The sequence below is a fragment of the Actinosynnema sp. ALI-1.44 genome (assembly GCF_001984155.1).
Classification (GTDB): Bacteria; Actinomycetota; Actinomycetes; order Mycobacteriales; family Pseudonocardiaceae; genus Kibdelosporangium.
In genome coordinates, this window is sequence record NZ_MTQO01000054.1 from 829,155 (window position 1) to 849,980 (window position 20,826).

At 67.3% G+C, this 20,826-nt stretch carries 16 protein-coding genes; 7 read left to right on the top strand and 9 right to left on the bottom strand.

The genetic code is table 11. The features are described from left to right. Positions 1-6 precede the first annotated feature (6 nt). Both ALI144C_RS50775 and ALI144C_RS50780 read left to right on the top strand, forming a co-directional pair. Positions 7-990 (top strand): ArsR/SmtB family transcription factor, encoded by a 984-nt coding sequence (locus tag ALI144C_RS50775; protein WP_076994450.1) that lies wholly within the window; start codon positions 7-9, stop codon positions 988-990. Between the two features lie 252 nt (positions 991-1,242). Continuing rightward, the gene (locus tag ALI144C_RS50780; protein WP_076994451.1) at positions 1,243-2,031 is read left to right on the top strand and encodes a DUF2382 domain-containing protein; all 789 of its coding nucleotides are present in this window, start codon (positions 1,243-1,245) and stop codon (positions 2,029-2,031) included. A gap of 185 nt (positions 2,032-2,216) precedes the next feature. Here ALI144C_RS50780 and ALI144C_RS50785 read toward each other — a convergent pair whose 3' ends face one another. Continuing rightward, complete coding sequence (locus ALI144C_RS50785) at positions 2,217-2,903, bottom strand: helix-turn-helix transcriptional regulator (RefSeq protein WP_076994452.1); 687 nt, start codon at positions 2,901-2,903, stop codon at positions 2,217-2,219. Positions 2,904-2,999: 96 nt separating this feature from the next. On the opposite strand from ALI144C_RS50785, the gene ALI144C_RS50790 reads away from it, so the two are divergent. Further along, positions 3,000-4,133 carry a macrolide family glycosyltransferase gene (locus tag ALI144C_RS50790; RefSeq protein ID WP_076994453.1) on the top strand — a complete coding sequence of 378 codons (1,134 nt, stop codon included), beginning with the start codon at positions 3,000-3,002 and terminating at the stop codon, positions 4,131-4,133. Here ALI144C_RS50790 and guaB read toward each other — a convergent pair. From guaB to ALI144C_RS50830, 8 genes are all read right to left on the bottom strand, one after another. After that, the gene (gene guaB / locus ALI144C_RS50795; protein WP_076994454.1) at positions 4,118-5,623 is read right to left on the bottom strand and encodes an IMP dehydrogenase; all 1,506 of its coding nucleotides are present in this window, start codon (positions 5,621-5,623) and stop codon (positions 4,118-4,120) included. The two genes, ALI144C_RS50790 and guaB, sit on opposite strands and share 16 nt — an antisense overlap. A gap of 70 nt (positions 5,624-5,693) precedes the next feature. Then, the gene (locus ALI144C_RS50800; protein ID WP_076994887.1) at positions 5,694-9,140 is read right to left on the bottom strand and encodes a TM0106 family RecB-like putative nuclease; all 3,447 of its coding nucleotides are present in this window, start codon (positions 9,138-9,140) and stop codon (positions 5,694-5,696) included. Between the two features lie 186 nt (positions 9,141-9,326). Next, positions 9,327-10,067 (bottom strand): hypothetical protein, encoded by a 741-nt coding sequence (locus ALI144C_RS50805; RefSeq protein WP_076994455.1) that lies wholly within the window; start codon positions 10,065-10,067, stop codon positions 9,327-9,329. Then, positions 10,064-10,546: a YbaB/EbfC family nucleoid-associated protein gene (locus ALI144C_RS50810; RefSeq protein WP_076994456.1), complete on the bottom strand. Its 483-nt coding sequence runs from the start codon at positions 10,544-10,546 to the stop codon at positions 10,064-10,066. Before ALI144C_RS50810 ends, ALI144C_RS50805 begins: the two co-directional genes overlap by 4 nt. Further along, positions 10,546-11,055 (bottom strand): hypothetical protein, encoded by a 510-nt coding sequence (locus tag ALI144C_RS50815; RefSeq protein ID WP_076994457.1) that lies wholly within the window; start codon positions 11,053-11,055, stop codon positions 10,546-10,548. Before ALI144C_RS50815 ends, ALI144C_RS50810 begins: the two co-directional genes overlap by 1 nt. A gap of 21 nt (positions 11,056-11,076) precedes the next feature. Beyond that, a complete protein-coding gene (locus tag ALI144C_RS50820) occupies positions 11,077-12,447 on the bottom strand; it encodes a putative T7SS-secreted protein (RefSeq protein WP_076994458.1) in 1,371 nt (456 codons plus the stop codon). Next, a complete protein-coding gene (locus tag ALI144C_RS50825; protein ID WP_076994459.1) occupies positions 12,447-12,881 on the bottom strand; it encodes a hypothetical protein in 435 nt (144 codons plus the stop codon). Before ALI144C_RS50825 ends, ALI144C_RS50820 begins: the two co-directional genes overlap by 1 nt. 251 nt (positions 12,882-13,132) lie before the next feature. Continuing rightward, positions 13,133-13,366 (bottom strand): hypothetical protein, encoded by a 234-nt coding sequence (locus ALI144C_RS50830; RefSeq protein WP_076994460.1) that lies wholly within the window; start codon positions 13,364-13,366, stop codon positions 13,133-13,135. A 136-nt stretch (positions 13,367-13,502) separates the two neighbouring features. Here ALI144C_RS50830 and ALI144C_RS50835 point away from each other — a divergent pair, with 136 nt between their 5' ends. The 4 genes from ALI144C_RS50835 to pglW all read left to right on the top strand — a co-directional run bounded on the left by ALI144C_RS50835 (position 13,503) and on the right by pglW (position 20,812). Continuing rightward, a complete protein-coding gene (locus ALI144C_RS50835) occupies positions 13,503-14,354 on the top strand; it encodes a helix-turn-helix domain-containing protein (RefSeq protein ID WP_076994461.1) in 852 nt (283 codons plus the stop codon). After that, on the top strand, positions 14,351-14,548 hold the full coding sequence (locus ALI144C_RS50840) for a DUF397 domain-containing protein (RefSeq protein ID WP_076994462.1): 198 nt from the start codon (positions 14,351-14,353) through the stop codon (positions 14,546-14,548). The genes ALI144C_RS50835 and ALI144C_RS50840 overlap by 4 nt, the downstream gene beginning before the upstream one ends. 220 nt (positions 14,549-14,768) lie before the next feature. After that, positions 14,769-15,926 carry a hypothetical protein gene (locus ALI144C_RS50845; RefSeq protein ID WP_168211547.1) on the top strand — a complete coding sequence of 386 codons (1,158 nt, stop codon included), beginning with the start codon at positions 14,769-14,771 and terminating at the stop codon, positions 15,924-15,926. A gap of 545 nt (positions 15,927-16,471) precedes the next feature. Continuing rightward, positions 16,472-20,812 carry a BREX system serine/threonine kinase PglW gene (gene pglW, locus ALI144C_RS50850; RefSeq protein WP_076994464.1) on the top strand — a complete coding sequence of 1,447 codons (4,341 nt, stop codon included), beginning with the start codon at positions 16,472-16,474 and terminating at the stop codon, positions 20,810-20,812. Positions 20,813-20,826: the final 14 nt, after the last annotated feature.

The window sequence follows — 20,826 nt, forward strand, 5'->3', positions numbered from 1 at the left end:
GGACGAGTGCTGCGCATCCACTTCACGGCGGAGGATCTGGTCAGGATCAGGGTCCGCGCCGAACCGCATCCGTTATGGGAAGTCCTGCTGAGCATCCACATGCTGCAGACCAGCGACGGCTCCCTGGTGTTCGACGCGTGGCGGCGGCAGGCACGCGCGTCGGTCCGCCCGTCGGCGACGATCCTGGCCGCCCTCGCGCGCCCCAAGGGCTACTCGCCGGACTTCCTCACGCCCACAGTGGACACGGCGGACCTGGACACCGCACTGGAAGCCCTGCTCGGCACCGGGAAGTCGGTACTGCGGGCCGACATCGAACGACTGGCGACCGAGGTGGCCCCGCCGAGCTGGGTGGTCGGCATCGCCGACGGCGACACCGAAGCCATGCGCCAACTGGCGAGCAGCGTCAGCCGTTACCACGAAGACGCGCTGAGGCCGCACTGGCAGACGATCCGTGCCCACGTCCGCGCGGACCGTGACAAGCGCGCATCGCTGGCCACGGACTGCGGGATCGAGGCGATGCTGACGATGCTGCACCCGACGATGAAATGGCGCGCGCCCGTGCTGGAGGTGGACTACCCGATCGACCGCGACATCCACCTCGACGGGCGAGGACTGGTGATGGTGCCGTCGTTCTTCTGCTGGCGCAGGCCGATCGCCCTCGCCGACCCGGATCGCGAGCAGATCCTCGTCTACCCGGTCGAACGGGAGCTGGGGTGGTGTGAACCGATCAAGGGGCAACACTGCGCGCCACGGCCGGAGTCGCTGAGCGCGTTGCTCGGCCGGACACGGGCGTCGGTCCTGCGCGCGATCGCCGAGGCACCGAGAGTCAACACCTCGCAGCTGGCCAGGACGATCGGGATATCGGTGGCGGGAGCCTCCCAGCACGCTACAGTGCTTCGTGACGCCGGTCTGGTCATCACACACCGGTCGAACGGCTCAGCCGTGCACAAACTGTCCTCGCGAGGGGTGAGTTTGCTCGCGGCGGGATGATTCCCCGAAAGAACCCGCGTCCGGGTCTGGTGTCACTCACAAGAGGACCCGGGCGACCCCCTGGGTGGTAGTGCCCAGATACCCGCCGAAGCTCGGCGTAAACCACCCGCTCAGGCAGTCCCGGTCTCGCTGTGCGTGGTTGATTCGCCCACGTCGGACCGTGGTCGCCGGGCGTTCGGTTTGCGGGTGCCTTGCACACGGTGGACTGTGGACTTCCGTACGTTGTCCTTTATAGACACGGAAGGTGAAGCCATGCGACCGCAGGAGCTCGTGGGCGCTGAGGTGTACGACACGCGAGGAGATCGCGTCGGCAAAGTGGCGACGGTGTACCTGAGCGAGGAGTCACAGCAGCCGGAATGGGTGACGGTCCACACCGGCCTGTTCGGGCACAAGGAGAGTTTCGTGCCGCTGGCGGGCGCGCAGACCGCGACCGACGGCCTGCACGTCAACTGGGGCAAGGACAAGATCAAGGAAGCACCCCGGATCGACGCGGACGGCAGGCTTTCCGCGCAGGAGAGCATGAACCTGTACGACTACTACGGGATTCCCGTGCAGCGCGCCGGTGAACCAGGCCGGGGCCAGCAGGGCCGGATGCCCCAGGACCGGCAGACCCAGGGCCGGGGCCAGGACGAGATGCGGGCGAGGGCCAAGGGCGACCAGCGGGGCCGCGCGGACGATCAGGTGATGACCCGCTCCGAGGAGCAGTTGAAGGTCGGCACCCAGCGCGTGGAAACCGGCCGCGTCCGGCTGCGCAAGCACGTGGTGACCGAGGAGCAGCAGGTCACCGTGCCGGTTTCGCACGAGGAGGTGCGCATCGAGCGCGAACCGATCGACCCTCGCAACGCGGGCAAGACCGAGATCGGCGAAGAGGAGCAGGAAGTCGTCCTGCACGCCGACAAGCCCGTGATCGGCAAGGAGTCCGTGCCGGTCGAGCAGGTCCGCATGCGCACCGAGGAAGTGACCGAGCAGCAGCAGGTCCGCGACAAGGTCCGCAAGGAGCAGATCGACGTGGACCGGCCCCGGCCAGGCAGCGTGAAGTGAACGGCGGGTGCCCCGCCGGGTGATGGTGCGCGACATGCGCTCCCCGGCGGGCACACCCCCGCTTCCGGTGCGCCGGTAGCGCACACGTGGATCAGCATCGGCGTGGGAACCTGCCCGGTATTCGCTGTAGCAATCGGCTGCACGCGCACCGGCTTCCATCGCCGACCGCCAAGGGCTGTCAGCGATCATCCGGCCGCGTGCTCCGGGTCAGACTCATCTTCGGCACCCGATGTCAGCGGCTCGCGGAGCAAAGAACAACTGCACGCCTTGAGTGGATGCAGGAATTCACTGCAGTGGTGGTAGAGGACATGCGACAGTTCATTCAACTGCGCCATCTGTGCACCGGCTATGCAGCGCGCTTCCCAGATCAGCGCGCTGGCGTCGGATATCGCGTACTCCGGGGGCCCTGCCTGCTCGTCGAGCCGCACGTCGGCCATGGCTGCCAGGTCACATGCCGGAATGCCGAGTACGAGGACGGACGCCGCAACCAGTTCGGCGGACACGTCCTTGCGGCCGTGGCCCACCAGGTTCAGCGTCGATGGCGACCACGGGCCGAACGACGCCAGCATGAACAGCGCCTTGACCGCCTGAATCGCGGGCATGTTCCGGTTGCCGAACAACCGCATCAGCACGGCGCCGAAGCCCGGCTGGAACCACCTGTCGTACTCCCGCTCACCACCTGGGCGGACATCCGCCGACGTGTGCAACCCGAACGCCGGTGCGAGCTGACGCAGCAGTGACGCGGACGGTTGCCGCCCGCCGAACACTGCCGTCAACTCCGTGTTCGGCAGGTCAACGGCCCGCGCCAACGCTCGCGCGTCCAGCCCTCGCTGGGCGGCCAACCGCGAGAGCATTCCCCCGAAGTCCGGCATGTGGTTGTTCTACCAGGTAACAGCGGCCACAGGCACCGTGAACGGTTGAACCTGTCGACGGCGAAAACAGTTGAACATCGGTCCTAGAATCGGCCGATGCGGATGCTTTTCGTCGTCCTGACCGGCCAAGGCCACATCGCACCCACCCTGCCCCTCGTGGCCGAGCTCGTCCGACGCGGCAACCAAGTCGACTACGCGTGTGAGAAACCCGTTGGCGCGGAAGAGAACTGGGTCGAACTGCCGCTGATGTCGCCGTACGTCCCGGAAGACGACGACGTGATGGCCGGGTGGTTCAAGCACTTCCTGAAAGCGATGAGCGCGACCTACCCCGTACTGCTCGACCACTGCACGCGGTCCCGGCCGGACGTGATCGTCTACGACTCGACGAACTGGCCCGCCCGCCTGGTCGCCGGGAAACTCGGCATCCCAGCCGTCAGAACGATCCCGAACTTCGCCGCCAACGAAGCATTCCCGTTGCACCGCACCATGACCGCCATGCTGACGCCTGATGCCCGCGGAGCGCTGGAAGCGGAATGTGCCGCGTTCTCAAGACAACACGGTGTACCGCTTGACTTCGACGGCACACTCGACGCGGCCGAGCGGCTGAACCTGGTGTTCCTGCCCCGCGAGTTCCAGCCCGAGGGTGACAGCTTCGGCGAGGACTTCCGGTTCATCGGGCCGATGCTGGGCGACCGAGCGCGGCACGAGCAGTGGACGCCACCTGTACCGAGTCGACCACTGCTGTACATATCTCTAGGATCTGTCCTGAACGATGTAGATTTCTACACCACTTGTCTCAACGAGTTCGGTGACACCGAATGGCAGGTGGCGATGACCATCGGCGAAACCAATCCGGCGGACCTGGGCCCGGTGCCGTCGAACATCGAGATCCGGCCGAGGTTTCCGCAAGTGGCCGTGCTGCGCCAGGCGGACGTGTTCATCAGCCACACCGGCATGAACTCCACGATGGAGGCACTGGCGTACGGCGTGCCGATCGTCGCGTTCCCGCTGACGCCCGAGCAGGCGGCGAACGCCGACCGCGTTGTCCAGCTGGAGTTGGGGGAACGCGTGCTCCCGGGTGACAGCCTGAAAGCGGCGGTCGACCGGGTGAGGACCAAGGACCTCGGCTGGATCCGGGACGTGATCGGGAACAGCGGCGGAGCGGCCCGGGGCGCCGACGAGATCGAGAACTACCTCGTCGGCACCCGGGGCACTCAGCGAGCGCTGTAGTTGGGCGCCTCGACGGTCATCGTGACGTCGTGCGGGTGGCTTTCCTTCAGACCCGCGGCGGTGATCCGGATGAGCTGCGCGTCCTGCAGTTCGGCGACGCTGTGCGACCCGGTGTAGCCCATCGCGGCGCGCAAACCGCCGACGAGCTGGTGCACGACGTTCTTCAACGGCCCGCGGTACGGCGTGCGGCCCTCGATGCCCTCCGGCACCAGCTTGTCCTCGGACAGCACGTCGTCCTGGGAGTAGCGGTCCTTGGAGTACGACTTGCCCTCGCCACGTGCCTGCAGCGCACCGAGCGACCCCATGCCCCGGTAGGTCTTGTACTGCTGGCCGTTGACCAGGACAAGCTCACCAGGGGACTCGGCGGTCCCGGCGAGCAGGCTGCCGATCATCACCGAGCTGGCGCCCGCGGCGATGGCTTTGGCGATGTCACCGGAGTACTGGATGCCGCCGTCACCGATCACCGGCACACCCGCCGGGCGGCAGGCCAGCGAGGCCTCGTAGATCGCGGTGATCTGCGGAACGCCCACGCCAGCGACCACGCGCGTGGTGCAGATCGAACCGGGGCCGACGCCGACCTTCACGCCGTCCGCACCCGCGTCGACCAGGGCCTGGGCACCCGCGCGGGTGGCGACGTTGCCGCCGACGATGTCCACGGAGTCGCCGAGTTCCTTCTTCAGGCGCGCCACCGTCTCGGTCACGTTGCGCTGGTGGCCGTGCGCGGTGTCGACCATGATCACGTCGACGCCCGCGTCCGCCAGCGCCATCGCGCGCTGGATGCCGTCCTCGCCGACACCGACCGCGGCGCCGCACAGCAGCCTGCCGTCCGGGTCTTTCGTCGACAGCGGGTACTGCTCGGTCTTGACGAAGTCCTTCACGGTGATCAGGCCGTGCAGCTTGCCGTCCGCGTCCACGATCGGCAGCTTCTCGACCTTGTGGCGGCGCAGCAGACCCAACGCGACCTCGGCGGAGACGCCGACCTGCGCGGTGACCAGTGGGCCCTGGGTCATCACCTCGCGCACCGGGCGGGTGTGGTCCACCTCGAAGCGCATGTCGCGGTTGGTGATGATGCCGATCAGCTTGCCGTTGTCGTCGGTGACCGGCAGGCCCGAGATCCGGTAGCGGGCGCACATCGCGTCCACCTCCGCCAGCGTCGCGTCCGGGGAGCACGTCACCGGGTCCGTGACCATGCCCGCCTCGGAGCGTTTCACCGTTTCGGCCTGCCTGGCCTGGTCTTCGATGGACAGGTTGCGCTGCAGGATGCCGATGCCGCCCTGGCGGGCCATGGCGATCGCCATCCGTGCCTCGGTCACGGTGTCCATCGCCGCGGACAGCAGCGGGACACGCAGTCGGATGTTGCGCGAGACCTGGGTCGACGTGTCGACACCGCTCGGCACAACGTCGGATTCGGCGGGCAGTAGCAGAACGTCGTCGAAGGTGAGCCCAAGTGTGGTGAACTTGGCCGGCGCAGCGTCGAAATCGCTGGTCATGGAGCTATGACGCCTTTCTCAGGACGGTGACCCCCATCTTAGCCGCCACGGAGAGCCACCAAAGAAAGCGTCAGGGGTTCCAGTGGCGGGCGCCACGCTGCAAACCGATCATTCCGGACACCAGGCGCATCTGGTCGACGTCCCGGATGTCGGCCTGCACCAGTCGCGGCGAACAGATCAACACGGCCACGGCCTGGGCACGCGACAGCGCCACGTTCAAGCGGTTGCGCGACAGCAGGAAGTCCAGCCCCCGCGGCAGGTCCACCGCGGCGGACGACGTCATTGTGACGAGGACCACCGGCGCTTCCTGGCCCTGGAACTTGTCGACCGTGCCGACCCGCGTCTGCTCGAACCCGGCCTCCGCCAGCGCCCGGCGCACGACCCTGACCTGAAGGTTGTACGGCGCCACAACGAGGATGTCCGCGTCGGTCAGCGGCCGCTCGGCCGACCCGTCCACCCACGTGCGGCCGACCAGCGCCCGGACCGCGGCCACGACGGCGTCGGCTTCCTCCGGTGAGCTCGTGATGTTGTGGTTGTGCTCGACGTAGTGCGTGTACAGGCCGGGCTCGACGCCGTCGACGTGCCTGCCGGAGGCGGTCTCGTGCGCGTGCAGCAGGCCCGCGTACGACAGCCGGGACACGGGGTCGCAGACGCCGGGGTGCATGCGTCGGGTCTGGTCCATGAAGTAGCCGAGGTTCGGCGGGATCACGTCCGCCTCGCCCAGCAGGTGCCCCAACGCGGACGCGTCCGCACCCGCCGGGTGCGTGCCCTGCACGACCTGCGGCAACTGCTGCGGGTCCCCGAGCAGCACCAGGTTGCGGGTGCACGTCGACACCGCGAGCGCGTCGGCCAGGGCGAACTGACCGGCCTCGTCGATGATCAGCACGTCGAAGCGTTCTTCGCGGACGGCGGCGTTGGCGAACGTCCACGCTGTGCCGCCGACCAGGTGCCCGCCGCCCTGGTCGGACCGCCAGCGCACCAAGGAGGTGTTGTCCTTGGGCTGGTCCCACTGGCAGTCCTTGTCGGGTTTCCCGCCCTTCGCGCGTTTCGCGCACGGGATCGCCACACCGAGATCCCGTCCCGCGGCCAGCGCGGAGCTGAGCACGTTCTCCACGGCCTTGTGGCTGTTGGACGTGACCCCGACGGACTTGCCCTTGCCGATCAGGTGCGCGATCAACCGCCCGGCCAGGTAGGTCTTCCCGGCGCCCGGTGGTCCCTGCACGGCCAGCGTCGAGCCGTCCAGCGCGTCCACCGCGCGGATCACCGTGGCGACCAGGTCGTCACCTTGGGGCAGGTCACCGCGGATGGTCTGCGGCGGCAGCCTGCGCAGCAGGTCGAGACCTGGGTGCGCGGGCAGCATCGGCAGCAGCCCGACCACGCCCTCGGCCAGCGAGTACACCGCCTCGTCCTTGGGCTGCGGCTTCACCGGGTCGCCGGGCAGCACCGCGATCGGGACGTCGTCGGAGGTCTCGTCCGGCTTCGCGCTCTCCTCCAGGGTGAGCGTGTCGGCGGTCGCCTCGACGACCTTCGCGTTGCGGGTCCAGTTGACCGGCGTGCCCCGGTACAGCAGGCGGACCTGTTCGTTCGTGTCGAACGGGTGCGGCCGGTCGGGATCGCACCGGGCGTGCAGGACGCGTTTGGCGTTGCGCACCCGGCCTTGGGGCGCGGTCCAGTCCTCGGAGCGCAGGGAAACCGGGACGGTGCACGCGGTGTCCGACTCGAGGTCGGACAGCGGCGCGCCGACCTGGCGGAAGAAATCCCACCACGCCGGGTTGGTCTCCCGCCGGTGGTAGCCGACCGCGGCCGCCAGCAGCGCCCGTGCCAGCTCGTCTTCCGTTGCCTGCGCGGGATCCTCGGGCAGGTCGGCGAGCAGCGGGTCGACCACGGCGGCGATCCGGGCCGCGCGTTCGGCGCGGCGCTGCGCGGCCTCGGCCTCCGCGGTCTCGTTGATCAGGACATCCAGTTCGGACTCGTCCGGCTGGTGCGGTTCGATCCCCGCCTCGGTGCGAACCTGCAACAGGAACCGGTACAGCCGGTGCGTGGACACGCAGTCGTACTCGTTGTAGTCCTTGATCCCGTCGAGAACGGCCTCCGCCTCGGGGACGTCGTCGGCGGCGAGCAGCGTCAGGTACTCCTCGTACGCCTCGATGCTGGACACGGCGTTGACCACGTCACCATCTCGCTTGTCCGGCATGTACAGCGGTTCCAGGTACTTGATCGAGTACGACCGCTGCGAGACCCGAAGTCCTTTGCGCACCACCGCGTACAGGTCCACCAACGCGCCCACCCGCAGCAGTGTGTCCACGGCTTCCTCACGGGTGCCGTGCAACGCCGCCAAGCGCTTGAGCGCGTTCACCTCATAGGGCGCGTAGTGGTAGACGTGCGACCCCGGGTGCTTGGTCGTGCGCTCCAACGCGAAGTCCACGAAGTCCTCGAACGCACGCTTCTCCTGCGCTCGGGTGTGTGCCCAGAACGGCCGGAACTCCTCCGTGCCGTCATCGGTGACGGTGACCGCGCCGAACAGGTACTCCAAACCCTGGCCCGCCAAGGCGAACGGATCGCCCTCCATGTCGAAGAACACGTCACCGGCACTCGGCTGCGGCAACGTGGCGAGCACCTCGGCGGACAGCACCTCGTAGGCCACCTTGCCGACAGGGTCGTCCGGCGTGCGGGAGTCGTCCTGGATGACCTGGATCGCGGCCTGGGAGCGTAGGCCGTGGAACGTGGCGGCCGACATGGTCGACGGCCGGTCCATCGCGGTCGCGTTGGCCAGGTCGTCGATGGTCGACATGCCTGCGGCGACCAGCTTCCGGCGCTGGTCGGCCCGGATGTTGGCGACCAGTGACAAGTCCCGGTCGCCTTCCCTCCCGGACGCGCAGTGCGTACCGAACTTGCACGTCGCGCACGCTGCCCGCTCGTCCGCCCAGACCTGGACGGGCAACCGCGCGGGCTTGGCCAGCCGTTCCGCCAACCGGGCGCGGAGATCCAACACCAGCGGCAGGAAATCGTTGACACGATAGGAATGCGTCGACCCGTCACCCAGAACCAGGTGCATCTGCGGGCCCGCCGGATACCCGGCGTCCCGCAACGCGGCGGCGTACGTGGTCAACTGCAGCACGGCCGACGGCTTGGCGTGCCGGGTGAGTTTCGTGTCGTGCGCCTCGTAATCGCCGTTCGCGTCCTGGATCAGGAAGTCCGCACGGCCGTAGAACGAGCCGTCGTAGAAAACCGCCTGGTAGATCACCGGAGCGCCGGACTCGATGGCCTTCCGGGTCTGCTCGGCGGCCGCCGCCAGCGCCTCAGGCCGAGGGGCGGGCAGATCGATCTTCACAACCTCGAACCGCGCCTCGAGCCGCTCGAGCGTCGCCTGCTCGTGCGCGATGCCGTGCTTGGCGACCAGCAGGTTCTGCGGATCCTGCGGCTGCGGCGCACCCTCGACACCCATGGCAAGCGCATGATCGAGAACGCTGCGGTGCTCGCACTCCAGCAGGTCGACAAGATCCCCAGGAGAGATCACCAGGCCGGTTGGAGTGACAAGCACCGACGCAGTATTACGCCATTCGTGGCCAAAACCCGGGAGCCCGAACCCCGCGTGTCCAGAGCACCCCGACTCCTGGCTTGTGCAACCAATGTGGCCTTCGTAGCCAAAAACGCAACGAAGGCCACATTGGTTGCACTCAGAACGGGGCGGGGCGGCCTGCTGTTACGTCCAGACCTGCTGCGGGATCCGGTCGAGGATGTCGCAGCGCAGGTCCAGCGCGGCGGACAGCGGACCAGGATCGCGGTGGTCGGGGACGATGTCGCCGACCACCTCCAGTTGCTGCCCGCGGATCCAGAAACCCTGGAACGTCCGGGAGTCGGTGAGCAGGAAGTCGATCAGCCCCGGCGACAGCACGTCCCGCGCGAACTGGTCGTTCTCCGCGGTGACCTGGTAGCGGGCGTCGAACTCCGCGTGCCCGATCTTCAGGTCGCCCGCGCCGATCGCGGAGCCGATGCTGCTCTGCAGCCTCGGCACCGACCGCACGTCCAACGTCGGTCGCGGCGCCGGGGTCCGCACCCAGATCGCATGCTCGTCGTGCATGCTTCCCGGGCCGTTGCTGTCCGGTGGATCCTTGATGTGGAACCGCGCGGACAGGAACGGCCTGCCGCGGTGCTGACCGGTGACCACCTCGTGTGCCCGCACCGCGTTCGGCTGCCGGTCGTAGCCGATCACCGTCGCGGACAGCGGGGCGTACTGCTGCACCTCGTCGAACACCTGGTTGTAGGCGTCCTCGCGCTCCTCGTAGCGCCAGCCACGCCGGGGCGCTTCCTCGTTGAGGCGGGTGAGGACGCCTTCGACCGATTCCTTGTAGTCCTTGCGCAGCCAGATCATCATCCAGGTCAGCAGGCCGCCGACGATGACGAGCCCGCCGACCACGATCGCGATGATCGCTGCCGCACTCAACGGCGCATCCCCTGGTAGATGTCGAATCCGTCCTCGTAGTCGTCGTACCCGGCCCGGGACGACGCGGGTGCCTGCCGCAGCACCTGCACGCCGGGATCGGGCGTCGGCTTGTCACCGAACGTCCGCTCCTCCTCGGACAGCACCCGGTCGAGGAGTTCCGACCCGCCCAGCCCGCGCCGGACCACCTCGGCCTGTGCCCGTGCCGCGTCTGCCTGCGCCCTGGCGATGGCGTGCATCACCGTCTTGGCCAGCAGGTCCGCCGTCGCGGTCTTGAACGACTCGTCGAACGAGATCGACTTGACCGAACCACCCGCACCGGCGACGACCGTGACCATGCCGTCGGGCGACGACGCGGTCCCGTCGACGGCCTTCAGCTCCTCGGTCATCTGCTTGTACGACTCGGCACGCATCCGGTTGTCCGCAGCCGCCTGGTCGATCGCCTGGATCCGTTGCGCCAGGCGCTGTGGCCACTCGGTCATCAGTAGCCTCCGTTGTTCTGCTGTGCCTTGGTGTCCGGCCGCACGGTCTCGATGAACTGCTGGAAGTCGCTGACCACGCGCTCGAACTCGTCGGAGTCCGCGGTCAGCACCAGGTGCAGCACCGCCTGCTGCTGCGGGTTACGCACGTCCTGCATGCCCAGGTACACCTGCAGCTGGGCGACGTCCATCTGCCTGCCGTTGGCCACGATCAGCATCCGCACCGCCTGCGTCAGGCCGGGGTTGTCCGCCGTGCCGTGCTCGCTGCGGTTGCCGACCTTCATCTGCACGACCTCGGTCTGCAGCTTGGCCAGCGCCTCGTCCGCGATCTGGCCGAGGGGTACGTCCGGCCTGACCTCGCCGGAGATCGTGATGTTCGACGTGAACCCGTTGACCGCCGGTGGTTTCAGCGCGACGAACGCGACGTTGGGCGACCCGACCTCGTCAGGCGGGGCGGCCCGCCAGCCGTCCGGCAGCGAGAACTCGATCGGTACCGGAATCGTCGTTGCCATACCGTTGAATCTCCATCCGCTTTACAGTCCGAAGAAGTTCTTGACGCCCTTGGCGGCGTTGCCGACGCCCTCGTCGATCGCCTTGCCCGCGCTGCTGATGCCGTTGCCGACAGCACCGGCCACGTCGCCAACCGTATCGACGACCTTGCCCGGGTCGACGGAGACGTCGAAGCCGACCTTCGCACCGACACCGAGCCCGAGGCCGACCGACCCGCCGATGTGGAACTTCCCGTCGTTGCCCATACCCAGCTGGGCGGAGGCCTCGGCGCCCGCACCGGCCCACGCCTCACCGTGCACACCGGCACCGACGCCACCGACCTCGGCGCCGATGTCGCCTTCGGCCTTCGCACCGGCGAAGGCACCGGCGCTGACGTCCGCGCCGCCCCAGCCGATGTTGGCCTCGGCCTCGGCGTTGGCGCCGACGAACACCTCACCCTTGCCGGACACGCTGGCGTGGTCGCCCCAGCCGACCGTGCCCTCGGCGCCTGCCTTGGCCAGGTACGCCTCGGCGCTGGCACCGGCGGTCAGGCCGTCGGGGCCCCACTTGGCATGGGCCTCCGCGCCCGCGCCGAGCACGTCGACACTGGCCTTGCCCTTGCCGTTGAAGGTGCCGTTGTCGAACTCGCCCTCGGCCTCCGCGCCCCAGACCTTGGCCTCGGCCTGGGCCTTCCACTCGCCTTCGGGGATGTCGATGCCCAGCTGCTTGAGCGCGCCGGACATGAGGCCGCCGAAGACGTCGCCCATGCCGCTCTGGTTCTGGCTGCCGAACTCGCGGTTGTAGCTCTTGCCGCCGGGCCCCTTGTGCCAGCCGGGCTTGTTGGGGTTGTGGCCGTCGACACCGAAACCACGCTCGTTGCCGACCTGCTTGGTGTACTTGCCTTCGCCGTTGTCCTGCATGCCGAACATCTCCGCGATCGAGCCGCCGGCGGACGCCAGCTGCTCACGCGCGTTCTGCAGGACCGTCTGCGCGTTGTGGAACGCGGCCGCGGCCGGATCGGTGAACGGGGTGACCACACCGTTCTCGGCGGCGGTCAGCGCGTCCGCGGCGGCGGCGCGGGAGGCGGCCATGGCCTCGGTGTACATCTCGATCGCCCGCTGGGCCTCGCCCTGCGCCCACGTGAGCGTGTCGCCGAAGTCGGCGAGCGCCTGGCCGCCGAGCCCCATGTCCTCGACCGCCTGCATCCACTTGGGAGGTTCCTGGCCGAACATCTCGAGGAAGCTGTTGGCGGCCTGGCCGGTCCACTCGACCACGTCGACCGAGCCGAGGTCCTGGCCGACGGATCCGACCTGCTTGACGGTCTCGACCAGCGCCTGCAGGTCGGACGAGATCGCCTCCGGCATCCCGGGGATGAGCGCGCGGGGATCCATCGTCTGTCCGAGTTCGGCGGCCATCAGAACACCATCCGTCCGGGTCCGGCCGGGTTGCCGCCCGGAGCTGATTCCTGGTGACTGCCGGGGTCGAGCCGCCCGGAGATGCTCGGCGCGATGCCGATCGCGCCGCCGGTGAGCCCGCCTTCGCTGGTGCCACCGCCGTCGAACAGGTCGCCGACCTTGCCGAGGACGTCCCCGACCCCGGTTTCCCGCTCCAAATAGGAGGTGGCGGCGGTGATCAGGTTGTCGCCGTGACCGTCCGCCTTGGTCTTGAGGTCGTCGACGTACTTCTTCATGTCCTCGATGAACACCGACCATCCCTGTTGGACACCAGGATGGCCGTAGTCGCCGCTCGGTGGCTGCCAGACGGCGCCGGCCACTTTGCCGACCACGTCACCGATCTTGTTGGCGGCGGTGCGTAGCTCCTCGGGAACTGTCCCAAACCCATCGGGCATGACGGCCTTCACCCCAGTCGAATCGAATGCCCCGTGCGATCGCTCCGACGCGCCCCGCCCGGCCGCGGTTCCATCGGAGTTTCACCCGTTTGAGGTGTTGTACCAGAACACGGTAGCCCTTGATGGGACGAACGGCCCTTTTCACACCGCCGAATGGCCGCCGACCTGGTGGTTTCAGAGGAGGGTGAACAACCCGTTCGGATGTCAGGTGTCACGACACGAGCCAGCCGTCCCGGGATGTCGGTACCCGGTTACACGGCGGCCGACGGCGGCTGGGGTTCGATCGCGCCCTCGATGACTCCGTGCAGCCGCCGTGCGCCCTCGGCGGCGAGGTCGCGCAGCCGTTCGAGGCTCTGCACGTCGAAGAAGTCGAGCGTGATCAGTTCCTCGCCGAACAGGATCGAGACGATGTGGTCGCGCGGCGGGTGCATGGACAGCTTCATGGGCACGTCGTCCGTCACCCCGGCGTTCACGAACAGCAGCATGATGCCTCCTTGATCGGCGCGCCTGCACTCACAGGCGCTCGTGAGCGATTAAAATCGCGCCCTCAGTATGGCTTGACCCGTAGGAATCACGTCAAGTCATCGACACGTTCGTGTACTGAATCTCAGGGAGCGCCCAATGCCCGTGTCGACGTCTGTTGCCGTTCTGCGCCGCCGCATCGCCATCGCACTTCGCCAGCACCGCGAGAACACCGGCATGACGCAGAAGGAAGTGAGCAGGCGGACAGGCATCGCGGCGAACCGGATCTACCACTTCGAAGTGATGCGCAGCGTGCCCCCGGACGAAGACCTGGTCCGGCTTCTGGAGTCGTACGGCGCGACCGAGGACACCGCTGAACTGCTCGCGATACTGCCGTTGGCCCGCAAACGAACACCCAGCGAGGCCGCGGCGGCAGACCCCGAGCAGTTCAACCTGTACATCGGCCTGGAAGCCGGAGCCACCCAGATCGAGTCCTACGACGCGCTCGTGCTCCACGGGCTGGTCCAGACTGCCGAGTACGCCGAAGCCATCCTGCGTGGCACCACGCGACGCTTTCCGGAAGCCGAAGTGCGGCGCAGGCTTCGGTTGCGCATGCGCCGCCAGGAATTGCTGGTCGCGGAGTTGCCGACGCAGCTGTGGCTGATCGTGCCCCAGCAGGTGCTTTTGCTTCCGGTCGGAGGGCCTGAGGTCCTGCGCGGCCAACTCTCTCGCCTGTTGGACTTGGCGGAGCTGCCCAACGTCGATTTGCAGGTCATCTCACGCGACGTTGTGCCCTACTCGGCGCTGCACGGCCCGTTTACCATGATGACGTTCCCGATTCCGGGCGATGCTGGCCTGGTGTACGTCGAGACGCGTGTGCGTGGCGTGTTCTTCGAAGAGCCAGGCGAGCTTCAGGAGTACCGGAAGGTGGTCAGTCACCTCCGAGTCCTGGCCGAGTCGCCCAAGGAGTCCCAACGGCTGATCGACCGCATGAGGAAGGGAATTCGATGACTTCCGGACTCCAGCAGCCAGTGTGGCGCAAGTCCAGCCGTTCGGCCGACACCGGTTCGTGCGTCGAGTTAGCCCGCACCGAGGCCGGGTTCGGCGTCCGTGATTCGAAGAACGCCACCGGTCCGGTGCTCGCACTGACCACCGAGCAGGGACTCGCGTTCCTCCGCGCTGTCATGAGCGACAACCTCAGCTGATTCGCTACCTCACCTCTTCCGCGGTCGCCCGCACGGCCGGTCCGACGTTCGGTCGGCCAATCGCCCGATGACCTGACCTTCGGGGCAGGCCGTTACTAGATCATCGCGGAACACTCGAATTTGTCGGTAATGACGGATTCGAGAAGAGGATCGAATGGAGATCAAGGAAAAGAGACGAAGAACATCCAACCGCGGATTGCTCGCCGTTCTGGGGGCGGTCGTGGTTGCTGTTTCGCTGACCTCTGGTGCCGCCGCGGCGGAGCCGAAGAGCATCGGGCCGGTTCCCAAGAGCGGGTATGACGGCCCGGTACCCGGGGGTTTCGCTGCCTGGGGTGACCTGTTGGCGATGCAGCAGAAACTGAACAGGGCAGCGGAGCAGATCGCCGCGGCGAACGGCGATGGTTTCGCCGGGATCATCGCGGCACCGGAAAATCGTGAACTGCGGGTTTACTGGAAGGGTGCCACCGAAGGCAAAGTCAGCGCATTGGTGGCGAAGCTGAACCGGACCGTTCCGGTGAAGGTGTTACCCGCCGCGTACAGCCTGAAGGAACTGTCGGCGGAGTCAGCGCGGTTGATCAAACAGGCCGGTGTGAAATCCGTGGCGCCGAAGGCCGACGGCAGTGGCCTGTCGGTTGGCGTTGACCGGTCGATTCGGGCTCAGACGCTGAACAGTTCGGTGCCGATCGAGCAGACCGACGCGGCACCGGCCCCAGCCGCCTCCCGGGAGAACGACTCGCCCCCGTACTGGGGCGGCGCACGGTGGCGCAGCCCCGACGGTGGCTGTTCCACCGGGTTCGCCGTCTGGCACGGCGGCACGACGAAAATGCTGTCGGCGGGGCACTGCGGCAAAAATGGTCAAACCGCGCACGACGGTGGCGGCGACTTCATGGGTTACATCGAGCACGACGACGATCCGTGGGACACGCTGCTGATCAACACCTCTTCGGCCGGGCGCATCTACGACGGTGGCGTCGGTGTGAACGAGTTCTCCAAGCCGGTGGACCACGCGGCGGCGAACTGGGTCGGCAACTATATCTGTGTCTCCGGTTCCTACTCCGGTGTGACGTGCAACAACGTCGTTGACGAGATCAACGTAACCATCGGTATCCCCTACACGGTCTACGGCCAGGTGCGGGCCCACCAAGTGGACCACCATGCGGCCGTCGGCAATGGCGACAGTGGCGGGCCCGCCTTCGACCTGGTTCCGGACTGGAGCCGGGTGATCGCGAAGGGCACGCTCACCGCGATCGACCTCCATGCGGAGAAACCCTGCAACGGCGTTCCCACTGGGGGCAACCGCCGGTGCTCGTCGGTGTTCTTCTTCGCCGACATCAGCAAGACGCTGCCCCGCCTGGGCGCGTCGATCGTGACCGGCTGACGCTCTACTGAAGAACCCACCGAACCGCAGGTCCGATACCCTCGGCCTGCGGTTCGGTGCGCACCTCGCGAAGCGGCTCACCGCATACGTCGGTTGGCCAGAGGTTCGAGTCAGAGGCCCTACCCGCATCATGACCCGAACGCTTCGCGCGACATCCACGGTGACCGCAGGCCGACACCGGTTCGTGCGTCGAGTGGGTCCGCGCCGGAGTTGGATTCGGCGTCCCGGATTCGGAGAACGCCAACGGCCAGGCACTCACCCCGACCGTCGAGCAGGGACTCGCGTTCCTACAGTCTGTCAACGACAGCATTCGGTCACCGGATGGCATCTTTGCTTCGTCGATTCCCGCCTCACGGCTCCGGCTGACATATTGAGTGTCTTCAGAAACCGCGGCAGAGGTAACGTGGCGGCCCGTCATCTCGAAATAGCGCGTGCGGGTGATCTTCCCCTGAACGAGTTGGTTCCGCCGTAGCGGGAAGTCCCGTACGGGCGAGCGACCACTACGATCACTCGTTGGTGCGCAACGACCGAGAAGGAGGGGATCGTTGCCGAACGGTCGACAGCCGGTGCCCAAGCCTGGCCCGCCGCCCACGGTGAAGCGGTGGTTTCAGGAACGGCCGTCGCCGTTCCCGTGGGAGCAGGACGGCCTCGACCACGTCAAACGGTTGATGCCGCAGGCTGAGCCCTATCGCGCGTGGGCCACGTTCTCTTTCACGGCGTCATCCGGCAGAGTCAACGAGTGCGACCTGCTGATCGCTGTCCCCCGTGGCCTCTACCTGGTCGAGTTGAAGGGACACCCCGGACGCGTCGTCGGCAACAGTGACACCTGGCGATTCCACGACAACACCTCAAGCCGGACCCGGACGCTGCGGAATCCACTGCACCTGACCGACCTGAAGTGCAAGGAACTGAAGACCAGGCTCGAGTGGGCGGCCAAGCAGCTGAACATCAGCTCCCACATCCCTCGGGTCGAGCCCGCGATTTTCCTGTCCGCGACCGATCTCCGTTCCCAACTGGACGCCGTCCAGCGCACCAACGTCTACGGTCGTGACGAGGTGAACAGTGGGCTGCCGTGGATCTGGCGTGATCTGCTGGCCAAACCGCAGCAACAGGGGAACCGGCGGATCACCCAGGACTTCTCCAGCCGTGACCTGCCCAGACTGCTGGCGAAGATCGGGATCCGCGCGGCCACCGCACATCTGCGGTTCGACGATGAGTGGACCCTGTCCTCCGATGTCCTCGACGCCGGTCCCACCTGGGAAGACCGTCTCGCCGAGCGAACCGGCATAGTGCGTGAGCAGGGCCGGGTCCGGATCTACCTGACTGAGCAGCAGGCGACCGAGGAACGACGTCTGTCCGTCGAGCGGGCCGCGCGCCGCGAGTACCAGCTCCTGCAGGGCGTTGCCCACCGGGGTATCGCACAGGCAGTGCAGATCCGTGACCACCAGGGTGGCCCGGCGATTCTGTTCCACCATCGTGAGTCGGACCTTCGGCTGGACTCGTACCTTGATGTGTTCGGCGAGCGACTGACCACCGAGACCAGGGTGGAGATGGTGCGTCAGCTGGCCGAAGCCGTGCAGTACGCCCACAGCAGATCGCTTTACCATCGGGCCCTGTCCGCACGGTCGGTCTACGTGTCGGCACGTGACGGCGGTGCCCAACCAGTGCTGCGCATCATTGACTGGCAAGCAGCCGCTCGTGACTTCGACACGACCGGTCTCACCTCGCTCGGCAACTCGTTGCTGAACGCCGAACACCTCGCCGGCTCTGTCGAGGTCTACCTTGCTCCCGAGTTCGACCAGCCTTACGCGGACCCGGTTGACCTCGACATCTTCGGACTCGGTGCGCTGGCGTACCTCATCCTGACTGGGCAGTCGCCCGCGACACAGCGCAGTGGGCTGATCGAACGGCTGACCGAAAGCCAGGGCCTGCATCCGTACGCCGTGTTGGACGGGATCTCCGACAAGCTCGACGCGCTGGTCTTCGACGCCACTCGAGCCGATGTGGCAGATCGGATGGGCTCGGCGGACGTCTTTCTGAAGCGCTTGGACAACGCCGAACGCGACGCGCTGCCGTCGGCGACAGCGGCTGTTGCCGATCCACTCACAGTGTCCGCGGGCCAACTGCTCGATTCCGAGTGGACGGTCGAACGGGTGCTGGGCACCGGAGCGACTGCTCGCGCGTTGCTGGTCACCCGCACGCTGGAGGACGACAACGGCGATCCCCACGTCGAACGCCGGGTTCTCAAAGTCGCTCTCGACGAAGCCAAGGCGGCTCGGCTGCACGCCGAAGCACACGCATTGGAGTTGGTCGGTGGGGGCGTGGTCATCAAGCTGCTCGAACCGCCAAGGCAGTTGGCTGGTCGTACCGTGCTCGACCTCGAGTACGCGGGTGGCGCGGACCCGGAGAGCGGGACTCTGGGCGAGCTGCTGCGAGCCGAGGGCAAGCTCAGCTACCACTATCTCGAACGGTACGGGCGTGACCTGTTCACCGCGCTCGATCAGCTCGCAGGCAAAGGGGTGCGGCACCGGGACCTGAAGCCGGACAACTTCGGGGTCTGCCGGCGGGTGGACCGATCGACGCAGCTGATGCTGTTCGATTTCTCGCTCGCCGACGCACCGGAGCGGGACGTCAAAGCGGGCACGCGCGGATATATCGACCCGTTCCTGGACACCGCCCGCCGCCCGGCGTTCGACGATCACGCCGAGCGTTATGCGGCGGCAGTGACCTTGCACGAGATGGCCTCAGGGCAGCGGCCGGTGTGGGGCGACGGGATGACCGACCCGCGAATGACCACCGATGAGGCCCCCGGCCTGGCGGCCGACCTTTTCGAGCCTGCGCTGCGGGACGAGCTGATCGCGTTCTTCCTGCGCGCCTTTCACCGTGACGTGAACCATCGGTTCGACACGTTCCGGCAGATGGAGGACGCCTGGCGGGCGGTGTTCACGGCAGCGGACGCTACGTCACCAGTCACCACGCCTGGAACAGTAGGGATCGACGAGGCAACGCTCGACGAGACTCGCGACGCACACGCAGCGGCCGCCAAGCTCGACACTCCTCTTGAGGCTGCAGGTCTGTCTCCACGGGCGGTGTCGGTCGCGCAGTCCTTCGGTGCGGCGACGGTGGGCGAGCTGCTCAATATCCAGCGTTATCAGATTGCCAAGGCCCGTGGCGCGGGAATGGTGGTCCGCAAGGAACTCAATCGTCGGCACAAGCAGTGGACTCAGGCGTTGCTCCGTGGCACCGCATCCGAGCGACCCGCTCTGTCTGGCGAGGGGCAACAGACTGTCGACGACCTTGCCGCTCTCCTGGTGCCGGAGGTCAATCGACGGGGCTCGAGGAAAGCCGATGCGGTACGCCGCATGCTGGGTCTGCCCAGCGGGGGCGGCGTGCCACAGGCGTGGCCGACCCAGTCGGAGGTCGCTGACGAACTGGGCATCAAACAGAGTTCGGTCTCCCGGAACTACCGTGAGGCGGCAGAGGAGTGGGCAGCCAAGCCGTGGCTGGCCGACGTACGGGACGATCTTGTGGCACTGGTCGCACAGGCGGGCCGGATCATGGCCGCGGGCGAGCTCGCCGATGCGGTGCGAGCCCGGTACGGCTCTGTCGAAGAAGACGCTCAGCGCGCGGCGGCGCATGCGATGGCAGTCGTGCGGGCTGCGGTGGACACAGAGGGGTGGGTCGGCACGAAGTCCGACGACCCTGATGAGCAGCCACGGCTCGCTGTTCTTCGTCGTGGCCGTCGTGTGCTCATCGCACTGGAGTCATTGGCAGGCTCAGACGATCCGAGTGCGCCCGAGCTCGCCGACTACGCCGTCGCGCTGGGCCAGCGCGCGGACGAGCTGGTGCAGACCGAACCACTGCCTGGACGTGGTGTGGTTGTCCGAGAACTGCGGTCTGTGACTTCACCGGAAGGGCTCGCTTCGCAGGCGGACACCCGTCTGGTCGAGCTCGCCGCCGAGATGTCCGCTCATGCGGCTGCGTCACCGCGGCTCGAGCTGTATCCCCGGGAACTCGACTTGGTGCGCGCGTTGCGAATCTCGCAAGCCGCCGCCGGGGTCCGGCGTGATCCCGGGATCACGATGGAAGACCTGCTGGCCAAGGTGCGCGCACGCTTCCCCGCGGTCGACTTCGGCAAGCGACTCACCCACGTGCGTCTGGAGGAAGCTCTGCACGCTGCGGGCTTCCCGTTGGAGTACGACACGTCGGCGCGTAAGTTCCGGCCACCCGCGGTGGAACTGTCCAGAGTGGCCGATTCGTCCAGCACTCTGATGAGTGGACACGGCCGTCTGCGCGCGGCTGGCATCGACCCCCGGGATGTCGTGGCGGCGAAGCTCGCCTCTGCGGTGGAGAAAGGCGGGTTCCTCGCTCTTACCCTGCGCGGAGCCAACCTGCCCGGCGCGGCGGAGGCGCTCGCGGCCAACCATCCCCTTCGTTCGGTCAACGTGGACGAGGAGTTCCTGTCGGAGTTCCAGGCCCTTGTCGCCGAGCGGGACCAGGACTGGGACAAGGTGCGAAAGCTGGATGCCCGCTTTGCCGAGACCGGCGACGTCTCCCGTGGCCTGGCGTCCTACGTGGCGACCGCGTGGGAACGGGTTCGGCACCGGCTGCTGGAGCTCGCGGGATCGGACAGTGTGCTGTTCCTGCACCACGCGAGCCTGCTCGGGCGTTACTTCGACGAAGGCGGACGCACCCTGCTGACCGAGCTCCAGAACGCGGCTCGACGACCACACGAAGCCCCGCACGGACTGTGGCTGCTGTGTCCCGCTGACTCTGCGTTGGACGCACCCCACCTGGACACCAGACTGGTCGAGGTGCTCGGTGAGGCCGAACGGGTCATCCTGAACAGCGAGTTCCTGACGACTTTGCGGGCAGGCGCGGCATGACGGATCTGTGGAGA

Excerpts from the sequence above, each read along its gene's own strand:
- ALI144C_RS50810 (WP_076994456.1), bottom strand. The coding sequence starts at position 10,546 with ATGACCGAGTGGCCACAGCGCCTGGCGCAACGGATCCAGGCGATCGAC.
- ALI144C_RS50840 (WP_076994462.1), top strand. The coding sequence starts at position 14,351 with ATGACTTCCGGACTCCAGCAGCCAGTGTGGCGCAAGTCCAGCCGTTCG.
- guaB (WP_076994454.1), bottom strand. The coding sequence starts at position 5,623 with ATGACCAGCGATTTCGACGCTGCGCCGGCCAAGTTCACCACACTTGGG.
- ALI144C_RS50835 (WP_076994461.1), top strand. The coding sequence starts at position 13,503 with ATGCCCGTGTCGACGTCTGTTGCCGTTCTGCGCCGCCGCATCGCCATC.
- ALI144C_RS50780 (WP_076994451.1), top strand. The coding sequence starts at position 1,243 with ATGCGACCGCAGGAGCTCGTGGGCGCTGAGGTGTACGACACGCGAGGA.
- ALI144C_RS50820 (WP_076994458.1), bottom strand. The coding sequence starts at position 12,447 with ATGGCCGCCGAACTCGGACAGACGATGGATCCCCGCGCGCTCATCCCC.
- ALI144C_RS50815 (WP_076994457.1), bottom strand. The coding sequence starts at position 11,055 with ATGGCAACGACGATTCCGGTACCGATCGAGTTCTCGCTGCCGGACGGC.
- ALI144C_RS50825 (WP_076994459.1), bottom strand. The coding sequence starts at position 12,881 with ATGCCCGATGGGTTTGGGACAGTTCCCGAGGAGCTACGCACCGCCGCC.
- ALI144C_RS50830 (WP_076994460.1), bottom strand. The coding sequence starts at position 13,366 with ATGCTGCTGTTCGTGAACGCCGGGGTGACGGACGACGTGCCCATGAAG.
- ALI144C_RS50785 (WP_076994452.1), bottom strand. The coding sequence starts at position 2,903 with ATGCCGGACTTCGGGGGAATGCTCTCGCGGTTGGCCGCCCAGCGAGGG.
- ALI144C_RS50790 (WP_076994453.1), top strand. The coding sequence starts at position 3,000 with ATGCGGATGCTTTTCGTCGTCCTGACCGGCCAAGGCCACATCGCACCC.